The 21,070-nt window shown below is 40.3% G+C and carries 12 protein-coding genes, 1 tRNA gene and 1 pseudogene; 8 read left to right on the top strand and 6 right to left on the bottom strand.

Going from position 1 to position 21,070, the window contains the following annotated elements:
• Positions 1-9 precede the first annotated feature (9 nt).
• The 5 genes from NCWK1_RS19890 (at position 10) to bchH (ending at position 10,174) form a co-directional block, all read left to right on the top strand.
• The gene (locus NCWK1_RS19890; protein WP_103125903.1) at positions 10-1,827 is read left to right on the top strand and encodes an ABC transporter ATP-binding protein; all 1,818 of its coding nucleotides are present in this window, start codon (positions 10-12) and stop codon (positions 1,825-1,827) included.
• A 297-nt stretch (positions 1,828-2,124) separates the two neighbouring features.
• Complete coding sequence (locus tag NCWK1_RS19885; RefSeq protein ID WP_146034012.1) at positions 2,125-2,865, top strand: hypothetical protein; 741 nt, start codon at positions 2,125-2,127, stop codon at positions 2,863-2,865.
• Positions 2,866-2,992: 127 nt separating this feature from the next.
• Positions 2,993-4,645: a two-partner secretion domain-containing protein gene (locus NCWK1_RS30230; protein WP_245894953.1), complete on the top strand. Its 1,653-nt coding sequence runs from the start codon at positions 2,993-2,995 to the stop codon at positions 4,643-4,645.
• Complete coding sequence (locus tag NCWK1_RS30225; RefSeq protein WP_245894952.1) at positions 4,645-5,670, top strand: S-layer family protein; 1,026 nt, start codon at positions 4,645-4,647, stop codon at positions 5,668-5,670. The genes NCWK1_RS30230 and NCWK1_RS30225 overlap by 1 nt, the downstream gene beginning before the upstream one ends.
• An 811-nt stretch (positions 5,671-6,481) precedes the next feature.
• Positions 6,482-10,174, top strand: coding sequence for a magnesium chelatase subunit H (gene bchH / locus NCWK1_RS19875; RefSeq protein WP_103125901.1), 3,693 nt, complete (start codon positions 6,482-6,484; stop codon positions 10,172-10,174).
• A 138-nt stretch (positions 10,175-10,312) separates the two neighbouring features.
• On the opposite strand, the pseudogene NCWK1_RS30615 reads toward bchH, so the two are convergent.
• Positions 10,313-10,378, bottom strand: a pseudogene (locus NCWK1_RS30615) (IS1/IS1595 family N-terminal zinc-binding domain-containing protein); the annotation flags it as partial.
• A gap of 165 nt (positions 10,379-10,543) precedes the next feature.
• Between NCWK1_RS30615 and NCWK1_RS19870 the strand changes: the two are divergent.
• Positions 10,544-11,032, top strand: a complete 489-nt coding sequence (locus NCWK1_RS19870) for an anthrone oxygenase family protein (protein WP_103125900.1) — start codon at positions 10,544-10,546, stop codon at positions 11,030-11,032.
• A 140-nt stretch (positions 11,033-11,172) separates the two neighbouring features.
• Here the strand turns inward: NCWK1_RS19870 and NCWK1_RS19865 are convergent.
• The 3 genes from NCWK1_RS19865 to NCWK1_RS19855 all read right to left on the bottom strand — a co-directional run bounded on the left by NCWK1_RS19865 (position 11,173) and on the right by NCWK1_RS19855 (position 16,069).
• A tRNA-Gly gene (locus NCWK1_RS19865) sits at positions 11,173-11,243 on the bottom strand.
• A 50-nt stretch (positions 11,244-11,293) separates the two neighbouring features.
• On the bottom strand, positions 11,294-12,466 hold the full coding sequence (locus NCWK1_RS19860; protein ID WP_103125899.1) for a hypothetical protein: 1,173 nt from the start codon (positions 12,464-12,466) through the stop codon (positions 11,294-11,296).
• Positions 12,467-12,526: 60 nt separating this feature from the next.
• A complete protein-coding gene (locus NCWK1_RS19855) occupies positions 12,527-16,069 on the bottom strand; it encodes a response regulator (RefSeq protein ID WP_103125898.1) in 3,543 nt (1,180 codons plus the stop codon).
• Between the two features lie 1,000 nt (positions 16,070-17,069).
• Between NCWK1_RS19855 and NCWK1_RS19850 the strand changes: the two genes are divergently transcribed.
• Together NCWK1_RS19850 and NCWK1_RS19845 are read left to right on the top strand one after the other, a co-directional pair.
• Positions 17,070-17,687, top strand: coding sequence for a GNAT family N-acetyltransferase (locus NCWK1_RS19850; protein WP_103125897.1), 618 nt, complete (start codon positions 17,070-17,072; stop codon positions 17,685-17,687).
• 710 nt (positions 17,688-18,397) lie between these two features.
• Positions 18,398-18,952, top strand: coding sequence for a hypothetical protein (locus NCWK1_RS19845; RefSeq protein WP_096578729.1), 555 nt, complete (start codon positions 18,398-18,400; stop codon positions 18,950-18,952).
• Between the two features lie 3 nt (positions 18,953-18,955).
• Here the strand turns inward: NCWK1_RS19845 and NCWK1_RS19840 are convergent, their stop codons facing one another.
• Both NCWK1_RS19840 and NCWK1_RS19835 read right to left on the bottom strand, forming a co-directional pair.
• Positions 18,956-20,122, bottom strand: coding sequence for a histidinol-phosphate transaminase (locus NCWK1_RS19840; protein WP_103125896.1), 1,167 nt, complete (start codon positions 20,120-20,122; stop codon positions 18,956-18,958).
• 80 nt (positions 20,123-20,202) lie between these two features.
• Positions 20,203-20,838 carry a YqiA/YcfP family alpha/beta fold hydrolase gene (locus tag NCWK1_RS19835; RefSeq protein ID WP_187308190.1) on the bottom strand — a complete coding sequence of 212 codons (636 nt, stop codon included), beginning with the start codon at positions 20,836-20,838 and terminating at the stop codon, positions 20,203-20,205.
• Positions 20,839-21,070: the final 232 nt, after the last annotated feature.

Genomic DNA, 21,070 nt, shown 5'->3' with positions numbered 1-21,070 from the left:
AGAATAATAATGGGGACTAAAAAAGTAAGAAACACTCTGCGACAATCTCTGTCTGTCTTTCGCTACAGTGGACGGGCAATAAATTTAGTGTGGACTACCAGCCGTGGTTTGACGTTGAGTTTGGCGACGTTAACTTTAGTGGCGGGACTTTTACCAGCTGCGATCGCCTACATTGGTAAACTCATTGTAGATGCTGTGTTATTGGCGGCGCAAGGTAATGCAGTCGGTGGTTATCATCCTTTATGGTATGTTGGCTTAGAAGCGATCGCAGTTATTTTATTAGCCGGTAGTCAGCGCGGTTTGCTTGTTTGTCAATCTTTACTGCGGGTTTTACTTGGTCAGCGGGTAAACGTTCTCATCTTAGAAAAAGCCCTGACTTTAGAACTGCATCAGTTTGAAGACTCAGAATTTTATGACAAATTAACCAATGCGAGGCGCGAAGCTTCAGTCCGACCGCTTTCTTTGGTTAACCGCACATTTGGCTTAGTTCAAAACGCCTTGTCGCTTGTTACCTACGGCGTTTTGTTAGTAAAGTTTTCCATTTGGGCTGTCATAGTTTTAATCGTAGCAGCCATGCCTGCGTTCATTGCCGAAACTAGATTTGCTGGTGAAGCCTTTCGCTTATTTAGTTGGCGTGCGCCGGAAACTCGTCAACAGCACTACATCGAAAATCTCTTAGCACGGGAAGACTTTGCAACAGAAATCAAACTCTACCAGCTAGGAGAGATGCTGTTAGAACGTTACCGCGAAGTTTTTCGCCAACTCTACGGTGAAGACCGAGATTTAACTCTGCGGCGCGGACTTTGGGGATATCTGCTGAGTTTAGTGAGTACTGTTGCTTTTTACATCGCCTACGCTTGGATTGTTATAGAAGCCGTGGCGGGTAAAATTTCTTTAGGAGATATGACCATGTATCTCACCGTGTTTCGTCAAGGACAATCGACTTTTTCTAACGCCTTGACTTCCATTGGTGGGATGTACGAAGACAACTTATACTTATCTAACCTCTACGACTTCTTAGAAGAAAAAGTTACTCAGCCTTGGGGTTACGCTACCAAAGGTTTATCGCCCCAAGATGGGATTCGCTTTGAGAATGTATCTTTTACTTATCCTGGTAGTAATAAACCAGCTTTAAAAAATATCTACATACATTTAAAACCAGGAGAAAAACTAGCAATTGTTGGGGAAAATGGTTCCGGTAAAACTACTTTAATAAAACTCCTCACCCGACTTTACACACCCGATTCTGGGAGAATTTTATTAGATGGTTTGGACTTACAAGAATGGGATATTGATATATTACGGCGACGCATTGGTGTCATTTTTCAAAACTTTGTGCGTTATCAATTTACTGTGGGTGAAAATATTGGTGTTGGTGATGTCAAAAATCTCGCAGATAAACATCGTTGGCAAGTTGCAGCCCAAAAAGGATTAGCACAATCTTTTATTGAAAAATTACCTCAAAGCTTTCAAACTCAACTCGGTCGCTGGTTTAAAGGTGGACAAGAACTATCTGGTGGACAGTGGCAAAAAATTGCTCTTGCTCGTGCTTTTATGCGTACCCAAGCAGATATTTTAGTTTTAGATGAACCTACATCGGCTATTGATGCTCAAGCTGAATTTGAAATTTTTAATCATTTTCGTACCTTGACGCAAAATCAAATGGTGTTTTTGATTTCTCACCGCTTTTCTACTGTTAGAATGGCTGACAAAATTGTGGTGATTGACAACGGGGAAGTCCAAGAACAAGGTACTCATGAAGAGTTGCTGAAATCTGGGGGAATTTACGCCAAGTTATTTTTATTGCAAGCAGCAGGTTATCAGTAGATTGATAACCATCTAGACGATTGTTAATTGATTGATAACGATAAATATTTACGTCTAAACTACTTATAAAAATATGTAGATTTGATAAAGTAAATACAAAGAAATTCCAAAATATATATCGTATATTTACTTATTTGTGCTTAAATCACAATAATGAACTGCTGTTTTCCATGCAGCAACAACAGGGTTAATACTGAATTGGATAGAGTTCAGTACGCATCTTTAATTATGAGTTTTTCAAGTTTTATCTTTGCAATCAATTGCAAAGATAAGTTAAATAATTAGATGAGTTTTTCCATGATTAACAATGCTTTGAAGAAAGTTGCCGGAGCAGCGACATTAATGACTCTTACAGTTAGTATGATGCCAGATGTTGCTCAAGCGCAAAGATTGCGTTATTCTGGTGCTTCAATGAACGGCCCAGTCGTTACTTTTGATGTAAACACTACTGTTACTGAATCCTTACCTGGTTTAGGCAATGACAATTTAGGATATTTTCCAGGAGCAGTTCAAAATTTTAATATTACATTGGCTAGTTCTGATATAAATAATTTAGCCATTTGTGGTCAAGATCCTTGTCCATTAGGAAACTTAACTGTTAGGAGATTGACGACTGAAACTGGTGGGAATACTATCAGTGATCTGAATATTGATGGTGGATCTGACGTTACGTTAGATTTCTTAAAGGATTTCTTAGATCCATCTGAATCTGAAATCAATTTTTTTTCGGGTAACGTCTTGAGGTATGATGTTAGCTTTTTAGCAGGAACACCTAGTAATCAGCCTGACGTAGTTTGGTTTATTCAGTCTGACGATTCTAGGCTGATTAATAATTTAACAGGTTTCGGTGGAGTTAATAGAATTTTCGGTATATTTCCTAGTCAGGCTAGTGGCGGTGGAACATTTGCTATTGACCAGCAAAACAGTAGTCAACCAGTACCCGAACCATCTACTGTTGCGGCTAGTTTACTGAGTGTAGGCGCTTTGGGGATGCGATCGCTACTGCAACACCGCAAGCACCTGAAAAAACAGTCCTAACTTTTAACTTTTCCTCAAAAACATAGATCCCCGACTTTTTGAAAAAGTCGGGGATCTAAATCTCTGGATTTTTACAGTTTTGTTACGTAATTAAGGTGCGATCGCCGTGATAAAGGTAAACTATCTGATGCGATTTTGGAGATGGAATTGCACGGCAATATTGTGGTTGTTTGCTTGTAACCAAGCCGTTGCAGACATCATTCCAGATAACACCCTCCCTGTAAATACCACTGTCAGCAACTCTGGTAATCTCAGAATCATTGAGGGCGGCACGCTTAGAGGTACAAACCTATTTCACAGCTTTCAAGAATTTTCCTTCTCTGTTAATACCGCTGCAATGACAGGCGATACTGCCTTTTTCAACAATAACTCGGCAGTCAGAAACATCTTTGCACGGATAACAGGTGGCTCAATTTCTAATATAGATGGCATCATCAGAGCTAATGGCACAGCTAATCTATTTTTAATTAATCCTAGTGGAATGGTTTTTGGCCCCAATGCCAGCTTAAATGTTGGTGGTTCCTTTGTCGCCAGTACTGCCAATAGTATTAAGTTTGCTGATGGTAAAGAATTTAGTGCTACAAACCATACTCTTGACCCATTATTAACAGTCAGCGCTCCGATAGGTTTAAACTTTGGTTCTCATGTCGGTAGTATTGTTAATCAGTCCCAAGCCAGCCCGAATGGAGAAATGACTGATGCTGATCCTCCTAACCCTATTGGTTTAAAAGCTCCTATTGGTAAAACCTTGGCATTGATAGGAGGTGATGTAGCAATAGAAGGAGGGAATCTGACAACAACAGCAGGCAGAATTGAACTGGGTAGCGTTGGTACAGGTTTAGTTAAATTAACAGAAATTGAGAAAGGTTATGCCTTTGACTATTCAGGTGTACAAGGCTTTAGAGATATTCAAGTTTCTCAATTTGCGATTATTTATGGCAGCGGTAATGATGGTAGTGATATTCATTTCCAAGGTGGGAATGTCAAACTTACCGACAGTTCTTTAGTATTTATTAATAGCTTTGGTGAAGGCAGACAAGATAATTTGTCAATCAATGCCAGAAATTTCACTATTGATGGTGGTGCATTTCTAGCAACTTTTGCTTTGGGTGAAGGGGATGCTGGAAATATCCAGGTGAAAGCTTCAGAGTTGGTGGAATTGACAGGTTCAACCCCAGACGGTTTTTTTCCCAGTGGTATAGGTTCTCAAGTTCTGGAGTTAGCTACAGGTAACGCTGGCAATATCACAATTGAAGCTCAAAAACTGCTCATTCGAGATGGTGCAACTATAGATTCTTCCACTTTTGGGTCGGGTCAAGCAGGAAATATCAGTATCAAAGCGGCAAATTCTGTGGAATTGCGTGGCAGAAATCTCATCGATAGTCAGCAGCCTAGTGGGATTTTTGCTCAAGTTGCTCAAGAATCTATAGCAAAACCAAGTAATGCCGGAAGCTTAAATATTGAAACACAAAAGTTGATTATTACGGGTGGCGCACAGATAGCCACCTCTGTTCGCAATAGCGGTAAAGGCGGTAATATAACGATTCAAGCTTTAGATACAATTCTTGTCAGTGGAACGTCTTCGCAAGCTACTGCTTCATTCTCCGATAGTAATCGGAGTGGAATTTTTATCGGTGCTGAGGCTGGTGCTACAGGCGATGTCGGCAACTTGAATATTACAACTGGACTGCTGACTGTGGAAAATGGAGCCAGAATCTCTGCTGCTAATTTTGGTTCTAGTCAAGTTGGCGGTAATGCTACTTTCACTCTGAGTTGGTAGTGCAGAATGGCGGAGAAATTCGTTCTGCTTCTTTTGGGGAAGGGGCGGGGGGAATCTTGAATATCAAAGCTACTGATTCGATAGACGTTGTGGGTGCAGCTAATATTGGTGGTGAAAGTGTCATAAGTACTTTGTTTACCGATGCTCAAGCTTCTGGGAAAGCTGGTAATTTAATTATTAATAGCGATCGCTTGTCGGTACGAGATGGCGCAGAATTATCAGTAAGTAGTGAAGGCTCTGGACAAGCCGGCAATTTAGATATCAAGGCGCGGTTTGTCCAATTAGACAATCAAGCCAAGTTAATTGCTGAAACAGCCTCTGGTGATGGTGGTAATATCACGCTCACATTAAATGAGGTGCTACTTCTACGCCGCCAGAGTTTAATCTCCACCACAGCAGGAACTCAAGATGCTGGTGGTAATGGCGGCATCATTAATATCAAAGCTCCATTTATTGTGGCTATCCCCTCAGAAGATAGCAACATCAAAGCCAATGCTTTTACAGGTAATGGCGGTCAAGTTAATATTACTGCAAGAAGTATTTTTGGTATTCAACCACGACAATTTGAAACACCCGAAAGTGATATTACTGCCAGTTCAACTTTTGGTGTGAATGGAGTTGTGAACATCAACAACCCCGATGTTGATCCGACTCAAGGTTTGACTACTTTACCACAAACTTTAGTAGATGTTTCCCAACTAATCGCTCAAGGTTGTGGTACACAAGCAGAACAAGTAGCCAACCAATTCACCGTAGCTGGGCGTGGTGGCTTACCTCCCAGTCCCAATGACAATCTCAATAGCGATGCAGTGTGGTCAGATACACGCCGCACTGTAGCCGCAAAGCCACAGCATCAATCACGAACTCCCGCTGTCAAACCATCTAAGACACTTAATAGCCTCTCTCTAGTTCCTGCATCTGGTTGGGTCTTTAACAACAAAGGCGAAGTTACACTTGTTGCTCAGGTTGCTAATTCTGTTCGCGAGAATTTAGGCGTTACCTCTACAGTTTGCCATAGCCACTAAATAGTGATTCATTGAGCAAATTAAATTAATAAATTTAGTTAATCATCAAAAACTATCTACTTACTAATTTATGCAAGAAATTGATTTGGCAAAGTTATTTATATTATCTAATTATAATCTAGAAATCTTAATTGGATTTCTCAAATAGTAGTGAAGCGAGAGAATAAAAATATATTTGCTTGGTAAGCAGTGAACTTCGTTATCAAAAGATTAAATCACGTTAATGGTTAGTTATCATTTTTTACATTCACTGGTGACATCAAATGATTTGATGATAAATAGTCAACATAATTTCCTCTAGATTTTCAAGCGATCGCCCAAATAAATATTCAAGCGATCGCTCTTCATTTTGGTTTAAACAACTTGTATAAAACTAGTTAGATTTTTGGCTCAATTTAACAGTAAAACAAAATTTATTTTATAAAAAAAGTATTAAAATTTGAGAAACAATAAAACTAGTTAGATAAATATCTAATTTCATGTTTAAACTTTGTGCTTAATTTGTCTGAAGTGTTCAGTTAAAGTAAAAAAACTATACAACCTCTATCTTCTCGGTAATCTTTGCCCAGGATTTTTACGCTATATCTAAAAAAGCCCCCCGGTAGTTAGCCGAGGGATTCTGCAAGTCGGTAATTGTCGCACAAAGACATTCGCGAGTATCACCATACCAACTTAGACTTGAGGAAATCTGCCAAAATGCCAAATTATGGAATTCTCGGTTCTTCGTGGTGAACTCAAGACAGATGTTTCACAATCAACCTGCAACGACGATTAGAATTTAAGTAAAGAAATATTGCGTAGCTATACGGGCATGAAACGGATCGTCTTGATTGCTGGGTTTGAATCGTTCAACGCTGACTTATACAGAAAAGCGGCAACTGTAGCTGAATCTCGCTGTCCTGATTTAGACATTCGGGTGTTTAGCGATCGCGATATTACCAATAAGCGTGCGGAAGTAGAAGCAGCGCTGCATGACGCTGACGTATTTTTTGGCAGCTTATTATTTGATTATGACCAAGTTGTGTGGTTGCGCGATCGCCTTAGTCAAGTTCCCATCCGGCTTGTGTTTGAGTCAGCTTTAGAATTGATGAGTTTAACCAAGCTGGGGGACTTTGTCATTGGTGACAAACCTAAAGGAATGCCCAAACCAGTTAAATTCATCCTCGACAAATTCAGCAACGGACGCGAAGAAGACAAGCTCGCAGGTTACATCAGCTTCTTAAAAATCGGCCCGAAACTTTTAAAATTCGTCCCAGTGCAGAAAGTCCAAGACTTACGCAACTGGTTAATTATTTATGGTTACTGGAATGCTGGCGGGTCAGAAAACGTCGCTTCTTTATTTTGGACATTAGCAGAAAAATATCTAGGCTTAAAAATTGGCGACATTCCCCCACCAGTCGAAACCCCCAACATGGGATTACTGCATCCCGACTATCAAGGGTTTTTTGAATCGCCAAAAGCATACTTGGAATGGTATGAGAAGAAGGGAACAGGGAACAGGGAACAGGAAACAGGGAGGAAAAACAATATTCAGTCCGCAGTTGTTGGAATTTTGCTTTACCGTAAACACGTCATCACCAAACAACCATACATTCCCCAACTAATTCGCCGCTTTGAAGCAGCTGGCTTAATTCCCTTACCCATCTTCATCAATGGAGTAGAGGGACACGTAGCGGTACGAGATTGGATGACGACAGACTACGAACAGCAACAACGGCAACTTAATAATATTGAAACTCCTTCTCTTTCCCCAGAAGCAGCTAAAGTTGATGCCATAGTTTCCACCATTGGTTTTCCTTTAGTGGGTGGCCCTGCTGGTTCAATGGAAGCAGGACGACAGGTAGAAGTAGCAAAGCGCATCCTGACTGCTAAAAATGTGCCTTACATTGTCGCCGCACCCTTATTAATTCAAGATATACATTCTTGGACACGCCAAGGTGTCGGCGGCTTACAAAGTGTAGTTTTATATGCTTTACCAGAACTCGATGGGGCAATTGATACCGTTCCCCTTGGCGGTTTGGTAGGCGAAAATATTTATCTCATACCTGAACGAGTACAGCGATTAATTGGTAGAGTCAAAAGTTGGGTTGCTTTACGGCAAACACCAGCATCGGAACGTAAAATTGCCATTATTTTATATGGTTTCCCCCCTGGTTACGGTGCAGCTGGTACAGCTGCATTGTTGAATGTTCCCCGTAGTTTAATTAAATTCCTTCACGCCCTCAAAGACCAAGGTTATAACGTTGGCGACATCCCAGAAGATGGGGAAGAATTAATTCGTCAAGTGAAAGCAGCTGATGAGGAACTAGAAACAACTTCCTCCCGACTCCCTACTCCCGACTCCCCACTCCCCAATACTGTTAATGCCCGTCAATTAGAAAAATGGTTAGGATATCTCCGCACATCTCGCGTTGAAAAACAATGGAAATCTTTAACAGGTAGCGGAATTAAAACTTATGGAGATGAATTGCACATTGGTGGTGTGCAGTTAGGAAATGTGTGGATAGGTTTACAGCCACCCTTAGGCATTCAAGGCGACCCAATGCGGTTGATGTTTGAACGCGATTTAACTCCGCATCCCCAATACGCCGCTTTTTATAAATGGTTGCAAAATGAGTTGCAAGCTGATGCTGTAGTTCACTTTGGAATGCACGGCACAGTAGAATGGTTGCCGGGTTCGCCTTTAGGGAATACTGGTTATTCTTGGTCGGATATTTTGTTAGGTGATTTGCCTAATCTATATATATATGCAGCAAATAATCCTTCAGAGTCAATTTTGGCAAAGCGTCGCGGTTATGGGGTGTTAATTTCGCACAATGTACCACCCTATGGTCGTGCAGGTTTGTATAAGGAATTGGTGGCGTTGCGCGATTTAATTGCAGAGTATCGAGAAGACCCGAAAAAGAATTATGTGCTGAAGGAAGGGATTTGTAAAAAGATTGTCGATACGGGTTTAGATGTTGATTGTCCGTTTGAGGATGCGAAAAAGTTGGGCATTCCTTTTACGCCAGAAAATATCAGAATGTTTAGCGCTCATGCTTTTGATGATTATCTGGTGAAGTTGTACGAATATTTGCAAGTTTTGGAAAATAGGTTGTTTTCTTCTGGGTTGCATACTTTGGGTGAAGCACCAAATGAGGAGGAGATGGCGGCGTATTTGGAGGCTTATTTTGGTGAATCACAAAGACAGGGCGAAGAGAAAGAAATTAGAGATTTATTGATGCAAACTACGGATGAGTTAACAAATTTGCTGCGGGGTCTAAATGGGGAGTATATTCCGCCTGCGCCTGGTGGTGATTTGTTACGTGATGGTGCTGGGGTTTTACCTACGGGGAGAAATATTCATGCGTTAGATCCTTATCGAATGCCTTCACCTGCTGCGTATGAAAGAGGTAGGGAAATTGCCCAGAAAATTATCGCCCAGCATTTACAAGAACATGGGAAATATCCTGAGACGGTGGCGGTGTTGTTGTGGGGTTTAGATGCGATTAAAACTAAGGGTGAGTCGTTAGGAATTCTGCTGGAATTAGTTGGTGCTGAACCTGTGAAGGAAGGAACTGGCCGAATTGTCCGTTATGAATTAAAACCCTTGGCTGAGGTAGGACATCCGCGTATTGATGTGTTGGGTAATTTATCGGGAATTTTCCGAGATAGTTTTGTGAATATCATCGAATTATTAGATGATTTATTTTTACGTGCGGCTGAGGCGGATGAGTCAGAAGAACAGAATTTTATTCGGAAACACGCTTTAGCTTTAAAGGCGCAAGGTGTAGAAAATGCTTCCGCGAGATTATTTTCTAATCCTGCGGGTGATTTTGGTTCTTTGGTAAATGATAGGGTGGTGGATGGTAATTGGGAATCTGGTGATGAGTTAGGTAATACTTGGCAAAGCCGCAATGTGTTTAGCTACGGAAGACAAGATAAAGGCCAAGCTAGACCAGAGGTGCTGAATCAGTTGTTGAAAACAAGCGATCGCATCGTCCAAGAAATTGATTCGGTAGAATATGGTTTAACTGATATTCAAGAATATTATGCCAACACTGGCGGTTTGAAAAAAGCCGCCGAAAAACAAAGCGGTAAAAAGGTAACTACTAGCTTTGTCGAAAGTTTCTCGAAAGATACCACACCCCGCAATTTAGATGATTTGCTGCGGATGGAATATCGTACAAAATTGCTAAATCCCAAATGGGCGCAAGCAATGGCAAATCAAGGTTCTGGCGGTGCATTTGAAATTTCGCAACGGATGACAGCCTTAATTGGTTGGGGTGGTACTGCTGATTTTCAAGATGATTGGGTTTATGACCAAGCTGCTGATACCTACGCTTTAGACCCAGAAATGGCAGATAAATTACGCAAAGCCAACCCTGAAGCTTTCCGCAATATTATTAGCAGAATGTTAGAAGCTTCTGGGCGCGGTTTCTGGGAGGCGGATCAAGATAAGTTAGATAAATTGCGTCAGTTATATGAATTGACTGATGAACAATTAGAAGGAGTAACAGTTTAGAAAATAAGTTTTTTTGGTTGAATTGATATTTTTTCTGTCAAAATTTGTAAAGATTTGGAAATTCCGCCTCCTTAGAATTTAAATAAAAACTCTGCGTAATTTTGCGTTTACCTCAGCGATACTTCGCGTTGAAAAACATTACGAATTCAACCTTTCCAAAAACTGTTTACCACAGTCTTTGCAGATATAACGCTGCTTACGTGACGATGCCCATTTTTAGATAGGCGGGATGAATTACAACGTGGTTAATTGCCCAACATGGCACAATGGGCATAAACGGACAATATTGAAATTCTTTCATACAGTAGTTTAAATTGATCACACAATTCACTACAAAGTAATGTTGTTAAACAATTTACAGGTAGCTTTATGGCAACTGTTGACCACTCGTTTTTCTTATTGAAGTTGTTTGCTGTACTTGGTTGCGGGTTGATCGCAGGAGTTTTCTTTGCTTTTTCGACCTTCGTGATGAGCGCTCTTGCCCGACTTCAACCGACACAGGGTATTACCGCTATGCAGGCAATCAATATTACGGTAATTAATCCATTGTTTATGACAGTATTTTTAGGAACAGGAGCAGGTTGCATTTTTATTTTAGTTTCCTTGTTGTTTAGGTGGCAGCGAACGAGTGCTATCTATTTGCTTGTTGGCAGTTTACTCTATCTCTTCGGTACATTAGGCGTGACAATTGTCTTTAATGTTCCGCTAAACGAAGCACTAGCATTGGTTAAACCTGATAGTACTAACGGTTTGGAGCTATGGGCTAGTTACTTAAGGGATTGGACATTCTGGAATCATATTCGAGCCGCAGCAGCATTTGCAGCATCTGTATTACTGGCGATCGCACTCTCCCATTGATTACTGCATATAGGCTTGATCGCAAAATTTAGACAAGCATAGGAGGATGTTCGTGAAATGGGATTAGTTGTAATTACTGTGGTGAAGCTCTAAAATCACCTTGGTTTTCATTAAAATATTAAAGCTTTAAATACTCTTTAAGCGGGCGGCGGGAATCGAACCCGCATTAATAGCTTGGAAGGCTATAGTTTTACCACTAAACTACGCCCGCAAATTTCCAACTTAAACATAATAACACTATTTTGCAGAAAATTCAAACATCTAATTAGAATTGACAGGTTGAATTGTAATTTTGACAAAGAGATTACTCAAATCTGGTTTACTGCCATCTTGATTGTAGGCTGGGGTAAACTTCTCGTTCCTAAAAAGTTCGTTGATTGCTTGTTGGTATAGATTTTTTTCGCTTTGGAGGTTGGAAGGTTGTATTTCTATGACTACAGCCTGTTGAAAGTTACCATTTTTATCAATTACGAAGCTGGCTACAAGTTGTGCAGGTGCAAGTCCATTTTCGCCATCGAGGGAATTCGCTGCTAATGTTTTCGTACCACTTCCCTGATATTTAGCCAGAACATCAGGTAAATCTTTGCTTAGTTGACGCATTTCCTGATCAGCGAAAGGCACTATTGTGATTGTCGAGCCAGCTTGTTCAGAAGTGGTGGGATTTTTGTCTGTAGGAGTTTGAGGAGTATTTCTTGTGGGAATGGGTGAAGTTTTATTAGTAGGACTTGGAGAAGTAGTAGGATTTCTTTGAAGAGGCGTGTTAGAAGTATTATCGGTGGAACCTGGAGAAGGACTTCCTATTGGGGTGCGGGGATTATTCTCTGTTCCTGTGGTCGAATTTGTTGGTTGTTCTGAAGGAATGCCGCTTGGTAATGGTTTTCCTTTTCCGAGGATAATTCTTTGTCGGCGATTCCAAGGAAGATTAGCAATAGGAATTGTCGGTGTAGGTTTGGGAATTGGCGTAGATTTAGTCAAGTCAGGTGTAAAACTGGGTTTTGGTGTCGTTTGTGCTTTGGGTTTGGGTTGTGAAACAGATTTTTTGACTGATGGTTTGGGGTTTTTTGAAGAAACAACTTCCTTCCGATTCAGAATGCTGGTTTCAGAATCCTGATTTCTAGCTATATTTTTGGCTGTTTCTGGCAAAGTTCTGGCTACATTCTGCTGGGATGAGATATTTGGTTTGGGTGAGACTGTTGTTGTCGGTAATTTTGATTTTGCTGTGGGAGAAATTTCTACCAACTCGATAGGAACAATAGCTTGACTTTGCTGTGGAAACCATAATCCAAACACATTAGAAGAGCGCATCAGCCAGAAAATCAACAAATGCAGGGAAACTGAACTAATAGTGACAAAAATCCACAAACTTGGAGGATCGTTATGTCGTCTCCAAATCTTGGGTGGAACAGGAGTTTTGTCTGCAACAGGCGTTGTCATATCACCGAAGCCAAATATAATTCAGAGTCTTTAGCAAAGCTTAAAGACTCCGTTTGGATCTTAGCGATTAACTACTAGATCTGGCGAAACAGCAAAAGTCAGGACAGTTTCATCAACTCCTTTAAGTTTCAGTGGACTACCTTTGGTAATTTCTTCATCCTGCAAATAATCTGCCACAGCAGCCGAAACTAAAATCGTACCGGGAACAGCAGCAGCTTGCAATCGAGCAGCAATATTCACACTTGGCCCAATAGCCGTATAGTCGGCGCGTTCTGCACTACCAAACATACCCACAACCGCTGTACCTTGGTGAATACCACAGCGAAACTGTACACTAGAACGTCCATCACTTTCAAATACACCTTGCTCTCGCCAGCGCTGGTTTAACTGCGAGAGTGCGCGGTGCATTGCTCTAGCTGTATTAATAGCTCGACGTACCTGTTCATTAGGAGTCAGTTCTTCTGGCGCTCCATATAAAGCCAAAATCGCATCTCCCATAAATTTATCTACAGTACCGCCGTTATCAAACACAACTTTGGTCATACATTCTAAATACTCATTTAGCAATTCTGCCACCCGTCGAGATCTAAGAGTATTGGCTAATTGAGTAAACCCTACAATGTCACTAAACAAAACTGTAATCAACCGTGGTTCTGGACGTAAATCTAAAGTTAAATCCCCTGCTGCGGCTTTCTGCACTAACACAGTTGGTAAAAAACGCTTGAGAACTGATTCTGTTAGATAAGTATTTAATTCTACAACTCGTCGTTCATTTTCCTTCAAGGCTAAGAGATTCCTGACCTCTGCTAAAAGTTCTCTGTCATTAAATGGTTTGGCTAAATAGGCATCTGCACCATGTTCTGTGCTTTCAATACGGGTTTCTTCATCAACTTTGGCTGTAAGCAAAATGATTGGAATTCCTTTTAATTTCTCATCAGAGCGAATCATCCGAATCATTTCCAGCCCAGTTACCAAAGGCATCATCAAATCTGTAACAATCAAGCTGGGTAAAATTTCTTGAACTACACCAAACCCTTCATAACCATTACGAGCCGTGTGGACTTGATAGCCATTGCGGCGGATGATATCGGATACGTAAGTTCGTAAATCTGGGTTGTCGTCTACAACTAAGATAGAGTGTTTAGAAGTTTGCGGCGTTGATGGCTCTGCCGAAATGAGCGACCTGGTGTTGTTGAGTGCTGAATTGTGATTAGGGGAGATATGTTCTAACTTTTCAGTAGTGGCTTCGATGAGTTCTAAATCAGCTAATTCAACAGTGGCACGGCTAGTATTTAATTCAGCAGGTGTTTCTAATACTTGGTTGATTGGTAAGTGATCATAGCCAGTGAGCAGCCATAATGTGAAAGTCGTTCCTTCACCATAAACTGAGTCTACAGTGATTTTACCGCCATGCAGTTCTACTAATTCTTTGACTAAAGCCAAACCCAGTCCGCTACCTTCATAGGAACGGTTTTCCGAGCCTTCAGCTTGGCGGAATCGCTCAAATAACATGGGAATTTGTTCTTGAATAATGCCAATTCCTGTATCTTTTACTTGGAGGATGCAGTATTCGTCTTGATTTTGTAGTGTAACGCTAATTGTGCCATCTTCAGGTGTAAACTTCATGGCATTTGATAAGAGGTTGTAAACCACTTTGTCAAATTTTTCCATATCTAAGTAAACCTTGGGACATGCAGTAAAATCAGTTGCTAGATGCAGTTGTTTTTTCTCACAGTAGGGACGAAATGACTCAACAATTTGGCTGACAAATTCCACTAAATCACAGGGACGAAAGCTCGGCTGCATTCGGCCAGCATCTAGGCGTTGTAAGTCGAGTAATTGGTTGACTAATCGCAGCAGACGGCGAGAGTTACGCAACGCGATCGCACTTTGAGCATGAGATAGACCTTCCCCAGCAGCTACCGCAGATTCTAATGGCCCTTGAATCAAGGTAATTGGGGTGCGGAATTCATGAGAAATATTTTGGAAAAATTCAGTTTTTTGTTTATCTAGTTCCAATAAACGCTCTGCTTGTTCACGGGTTTTTTGATAGAGACGTGACTGCTGGACAGCGATCGCGGCTTGTGCGGCCACTGCTTTGGCGAGTTCAATATCAGATGATACCCATCCACGAACTTTTCGCCCTTCCCGTAAGGTAATACTCCCAATACATTTGCCATCAGCTAATAAAGGCACAACCATAAGCGATCGGGCTGGCTTTTTCAAAGGCAAATCAAATCCCTTCAGTTCTAAGGGACAGACACTCATATCAGAAATTACTATCGGCTCCTGTGTCCGCAAAATTTCTTGTAACAGAGGGTTATCTTTAATAGGAGCTTGCGTCGAGTAAGGGAAATTTTGAGATATTAAGTCAAGATTAGTATTTAAATTAAAATTTTGGCTTGGCTTGAGCGAATGGTCAGAATGTTGAAAACTATCATATAAACCAACACACTGGACAGATTCTTCTTCTTCTGTCCATAAAGACAGCGCACAGCCGTCAACTTGTAAGGCTTGGCCTAATTTGTGGGTAATAGCAGCAAAAATATCTTGTGGGTCTAAGCTAGAGCGAATTGCTGTTGTAATTGTATTAATTAACGCTTCTCGCTTCGCTAAAGCACGTACCTGTTCATAAGCATAAGCTTGAGATAAAGCTAAAGCGGCCTGATCTGCCACCATTGTCACTAGCTGAATTTCCTCAGTTCCCCAGAGGCGAGACTGGTAACACTGATGTAGTGCTAAAACGGCTAACAATTCTTGTTGACAAATTAGCGGTACAACTAAGCTGGAGTAAATATTAGCAGTAGCAAAAGCTGTTCCTCTTTGTTGTAGTTCGGAATTTTCTCCTTGAATTCGCTCATCTGTAGCAACATCGTAAATTACCTGAACTTCACGAGTTTCCCAAACAGTTTGGGCTAACAAAGCAGCCGAAGGTAAGAAAGATGCGGCTGACACATCTTCTCCTGAAATCCCTGATACTTGCTCTGTTTCAGCTTGGGGCGGTTTTTGGTAAATAAACCCTTCGTCTACTAATTGTTCATCTTGAAAAGGACGTAACAGGCAAACATCTACCTCTAACATGTGACCAACTGTATCGACAATTGCTTGCAAAATTTGCCGATAGTCTAAAGCACTGCGAATTGTGTTGGTAACAGTATTCAGCAGTGATTCTTGTCGGAGTGTACGAGTTAGTTCGCGGGTACGAGCTTTCAGAACATTGTGGGTATCCAAGGCTTGGCGTACCACAGCTTTGAGTTCTTCCGCTTCCCACGGTTTGGTGACATATTTAAATACCTTACCAGCGTTGATTGCTTCCACTAAGTCTTCAACATCAGTGTAGCCAGTCAAAATAATCCGAATAATATCTGGATATTGAGTTGCTGTCAGGCTCAAAAATTCCGTACCACTCATAATTGGCATTCGCTGATCAGAGATGATCACTGCGACCTCTCCTTCTTCTGCCAACAGATCTAATGCCGCAGGGCCAGAGGTTGCCCGCAACACCTTATAATCACGATAGAAAGTACGGTAAAGCAAATCTAGGTTGTCTGGTTCGTCATCAACAACCAAAATTTTCGGCTTACTGTTTACTTGAGATTTCATGCACCGCTTTCCTGCTGCAACAGCAGTTGAATAAAGAATAATCTGCTCAGGAGGTAATTTTTCTGAATCAGGTAAGAGCAGAGCATTTTGCCCAATTGGGTTGTATGGCTATACAAATGCTGGGTGTAAGAGTATCTACTCACAGTAATTAGCCTCAATAGCTGGTAATGTTTGCCACTTGCTCTGATACAGCGGATTTAGTGGAATGGTCAATTTTGGTACTAAAGAGTAGATGCTTGCTTTTCAAGTGTTGTTTCACCTCCCGTGAAGACTTTTGATGAATACACACAGCATTCAGGTCTGGCGGAAAAGCTAACTGAAGCTGCATATTAAGTTTGCCCTTTGTTGCAGGTGTAATAACATTTGCAGGTAAATTTTATTTATGTTGGTCATGGAAGAGTGAGCTAGGTCACAACTATGAGTATTAAAGGCAAAGTATACTATTAGACTAACTATTTATTCTAATTTAGCAATCATAACCAGCAGTTAGACAAGTGGCATGGGGCTGCCACAGATTAATGCTGCTTTAACTATTACAGCATGTACTTAGTTTATCTAAGCGATCGCCAAATAAGTACAATATATATCTCAAAAATATTTTGCCTGATTTTTTCAGTATAAATACGGTAAGTAGATTATTGTAACTTTACTTATTTATATAACTAAGCAGCGACATCAGTCAGCGATCAGGACTAAATTTCCCCTACAAGCAGTCAAAGACCTAACTCAATCAAGATTTAGATAATATTCCCCACAGACAATCCTGAGCATTTAGCAGCGATAGATCATAATTGCTGAGATTATGTTATTGGTTGTGACAATTAATGTTGTGAATTCCCCAAAAGGATGCTGAGTGTGTTATTAACTTACAGAAGAACCTAGAACACCCAAATAACTTATTGGCATTAAACTACAAAAAACAATTGTATTTACAGTAGCAAACGGTGTTTTAGAATATTTGAGAAAATTTTTGTAAAATGCAATTAATAATAAACTAACCTTGACATCCTGGTTTTTTGACTCATCTCACGAACAACCACTGACATCAGCCGCGCATCAAGCTTCTCAACAATTCCAAATTCGTGCGGCTACACCTACCGATTTGACTGCTATTTCCCAGATTATTGCCGAAAGCTTTCACTCTCAAACTGGTTTCTGGGGATGGGCTTTTCCATTGTTACGTCTGGGTATTTACGAAGATTTCAGAAATCGTTTATCATCACCAGCACCCCACCACATTTGTTTAGTTGCTGTTGACACTACTATTACTGGCGCTAATAATTTAGTGGGAACTGTAGAACTGGGCTTGCGTTTCCAGGATTCATGGAAACAAAATGGCAAAAGTTTCCTTTATCTATCTAATTTAGCTGTTGACCAAAAATATCGTCGAAATGGTGTGGCTTCAAAGTTACTACTGAGTTGCGAAACACTTTGCCAAGAATGGGGTTTTAAAGACTTATATCTCCATGTTTTAGAAGATAACCATCAAGCGCGACAGTTGTATTTCAAATTAGGTTACAAAATGTATAAAGTAGAATCTAATTGGAATTTATTCTTTCTCCAACGTTCTCGTCAAATCTTCTTACACAAACACTTAAATTTCGATTCTTCTGACTAAATTTTATATTGTGGGATGGGATGTAAATATGCTGAAGGCAGTTTTCATTCAAATTTATGTAACTAAATTCTAGTATGCCTAGGATAAAACACTTAGGATATTTGGGCTATATTTTAAGTCTAAGTTAGTTTTTTATTGTGCAAATCGCCTCAAAACAAATTGAGCCAAATTAGACTGATTTTTCAACTCTAGTTCAAGGGATTTTTACATAAATAGCCATACAATATATTTAATGTAATAATCCAAGTGGATTTGTAAACTAGGTGTAGAGAAAGGAAAGAGAAAGTAAAGCGTAAAATTATTGGTCAATAATGCACAGACTTGTATTGGAATTCTAGACTTAATATAAAATAATTACTTATACTTTATTTAATAATAAAATAATCAAAACTCCTCAATATATAATATCTACTATGATGAAGCCATCAGTAAAATTACCCTAAATAAAAATTCCCTCATAATAACTTTGTATTTAATTTATTCATCTTTATAGAAACTTTAATTTTTTTATAGTTTAGTTTAAAGACAAATTCAGCCATATCTCATAAAATATGATTACATAATTAATGAGTGACATCTCATCCATCTCTATTATTAAATTGAACAAAAAGTTCTTGATAGTAAGATAAGCAAAAAACTAATTTGATTTAACACCAAGTTACTGCTTAACGTGCATCCCACTACCAAATTATTCAAAAGTTATAAAAAACATGGATAGCGAAAAGCACATGCGCTATCAAACCGCTATGGTATCAACTTATTACCCCGACACCAGTTTTCTTGACCATCTTGTTATGCCAGATGGAACTGAGCAATCATACGGCTCGGATATCTTGACACTTCTGCATAGTGGAAAGGTTTTTATTGTCAATAGTCGGAAGCGGAATGGGTTAATACTTTTTAAACGCTACCATGCAGAATTTGCTGGGCCGGGAGCAGCGGTTGGTGGAGATTACGACAGCGATTGCCAGATGGTTCTGCGTATCGGCAATTTATCTTTATTAAGTCCAGAATCTTATGAGGAACGCCAGAAAGCCTACTTGATTCGACGACAATGGATTCGGTTGATTAAGCAAATTACCGAAAATCCGGTTCCGCAACAGCGAGTGCAGAAGATTTTAGATCAGTTTGACCAATATTTTCCATCAGAAATGGTGGCTGATTTACCTGATGAAGCCTTTGCACTTTTAGTGGGTGTTTTTCCCCAAACTGTAGGGATAGTACGTCGTTTGGGCAGTGAAATTGATGGTAGATTTAATTACTAGTTATCATAAACTGCTAGATACTAAGTATTCAAAATTTGCCATAGCTGCTTGTAGTCTTTCCAAGGTACGGGAATTTTCTTCTGGAGTCCCAATAGTGATTCGTAATCCTTCATTCAGTAGTCTGACAAGAGTTCCAGCACTTCTGAGTTGTTGATGAAGACTTTGTAAAGTAGTATTCTGTGAATCAGAATTATTTGACTGGAGACGTAGATAAACAAAGTTAGCGGCACTTTCGGCTACTTGTAAGGCTGGATGTTGCGCCAAGGTTGCTATAAGTTTGTCGCGTTCATTCTGTGTTTGTAGAATTGAACTAAGCAAAAGTTGACGATTTTGTAAAGCCACTAATGCTGCTGCCAGTGAAAAGCTAGGAAGATTGTAAGGCAAGCGGACTTTCTCTAAAATGGAGATCGCTTCTGGATGAGCAATACAATAACCCACACGCAATGCTGCTAAACGGAAAGCCTTAGAAAAAGTTCGTAAAATGATCCAATTGGGTCGCTGTACCAATTCACCCACTAAAGTATTTTGGCTAAATTCAAAGTAAGCTTCATCAATTACTACTAAAATTTCTTCTGGTAAACTTCTGAGCCATGCTAATTCTGCCGCAGTCAGTAGATTAGCAGTGGGAGAATTCGGATGTACAACAAAAACTACTCGAATCGGTGGATTTTGAGTTTGGGTGATGGCTGTTTGTGCAGCTTTTATGTCTATTTCAAAATTGGTTTGATTTCTGCCAACTGTCACCACTCCAATACCCAAGGTTTGAGCTAAAATCCCATACATCGAAAAAGTGGGATTAGCTACTAGAATTGAACCTTCTCCTCCCAGACAAGTAGCAATTAATAAAGAGCGAATTAGTTCATCGGAACCATTACCAACAGAAATATTAGTAGCAGTAAACAAGGCTGAAGAAAGATTAGCCGATTCATTTACATACTCAGCGATCGCATCTTTCAGTAGCTCATGTCCGCCATCAGGATAGCGATTTGTTTCTATAACTTGCTGATATGTCCAGGCTAATTTTTCTTTTAGTTCAGGTGGTAAATCTTCAGGACTTTCATTTGTATCCAGCCGATCAAACTTTGTGGTGACTGGTTCTGCTGTATTGCTGCTAGGGTGAGGTTTGTAAGCCGTAAATTGGGCTAAATCTGACCGAATAAAAGGAAGCATAATTTTTAGTTAATAGTCATTGGTCAATAAAACAAATAACTGAGAAAATTGCTTGTAGGTTGGTCTCATATTTTACCGCTTTACGGTAACTGACAGAAGAGGTGAATTGCTTGCCAAATTTCTCCTGTGACATTGCCTAAAGCATGATCGCTATCGAGTTCTACTAACTCTACCCAAGGACGAGAGCGTGCAAATTGGTGACTAGCGGTAATTGGAATGACCTCATCTTGCCTGCCATGTAAAATTAGCGTTGGCACCGGACGTTGCAATATATCCTCTTGGTATTGCTCTGCATCTGTGATGAAATCGTAACTTAGAGGGAGCGATCGCCCTTCCCCATAGTGGTAAACCATGAGATATTTTTCTTGTTGCCAGCGCTTAATCGCTTCATCTCCTAGCTTAGGCAACCAATGAGATAAAAACCCAAAAGCTGGTGCTAACAAAATTAAGCGTTCCACTTGTTGATATTGCTGCGCCAAATGAGCAGATACCAAACCACCTAAGCTAGAGCCTATTAATGTAACGGGTTCAGAATCATGAGGAAATGCTGCTGCTATTTGATTTAGTTGGCGCGTGATTGTCAACCCAGAAAAATCACCAGCATTGAGATCAGGAATGTTTAGTTGTATCGGAATTTTAGTAAAGCGATCGCCCATAGCCAGCGCTTTAGCAGATTTAGGGCTAGAAGCAAACCCGTGAAGATAAATGTATTGCAAGGCTGTAATTATTGAGGGTGATAAAATCTCAAGTTAAGAATTTAGATACAAAAGTCGATAATTCTTAACTTCATATTGTTACGCCTGAAGAGGTTTAAGGAGCAGGGTAGTCCCCTTCTAAAGGTTTACCACCTGAATTGCCACCACCGCTGTGATTGTCACCAGGGTTGCCATTGCCACCCGGATTCCCGCCTGGATTACCGTTGCCGCCGTGATTGTCCCCAGGGTTGCC

It is taken from the genome of Nostoc cycadae WK-1 (genome assembly GCF_002897135.1).
Lineage (GTDB): Bacteria > Cyanobacteriota > Cyanobacteriia > Cyanobacteriales > Nostocaceae > Nostoc_B.
This window is presented reverse-complemented; position numbering and strand designations above follow the sequence as displayed.

Coding starts and splice junctions, on each gene's coding strand:
- NCWK1_RS19890 (WP_103125903.1), top strand. CDS start 10: ATGGGGACTAAAAAAGTAAGAAACACTCTGCGACAATCTCTGTCTGTC.
- NCWK1_RS19885 (WP_146034012.1), top strand. CDS start 2,125: ATGATTAACAATGCTTTGAAGAAAGTTGCCGGAGCAGCGACATTAATG.
- NCWK1_RS30230 (WP_245894953.1), top strand. CDS start 2,993: ATGCGATTTTGGAGATGGAATTGCACGGCAATATTGTGGTTGTTTGCT.
- bchH (WP_103125901.1), top strand. CDS start 6,482: ATGAAACGGATCGTCTTGATTGCTGGGTTTGAATCGTTCAACGCTGAC.
- NCWK1_RS19870 (WP_103125900.1), top strand. CDS start 10,544: ATGGCAACTGTTGACCACTCGTTTTTCTTATTGAAGTTGTTTGCTGTA.
- NCWK1_RS19860 (WP_103125899.1), bottom strand. CDS start 12,466: ATGACAACGCCTGTTGCAGACAAAACTCCTGTTCCACCCAAGATTTGG.
- NCWK1_RS19855 (WP_103125898.1), bottom strand. CDS start 16,069: ATGAAATCTCAAGTAAACAGTAAGCCGAAAATTTTGGTTGTTGATGAC.
- NCWK1_RS19845 (WP_096578729.1), top strand. CDS start 18,398: ATGGATAGCGAAAAGCACATGCGCTATCAAACCGCTATGGTATCAACT.
- NCWK1_RS19840 (WP_103125896.1), bottom strand. CDS start 20,122: ATGCTTCCTTTTATTCGGTCAGATTTAGCCCAATTTACGGCTTACAAA.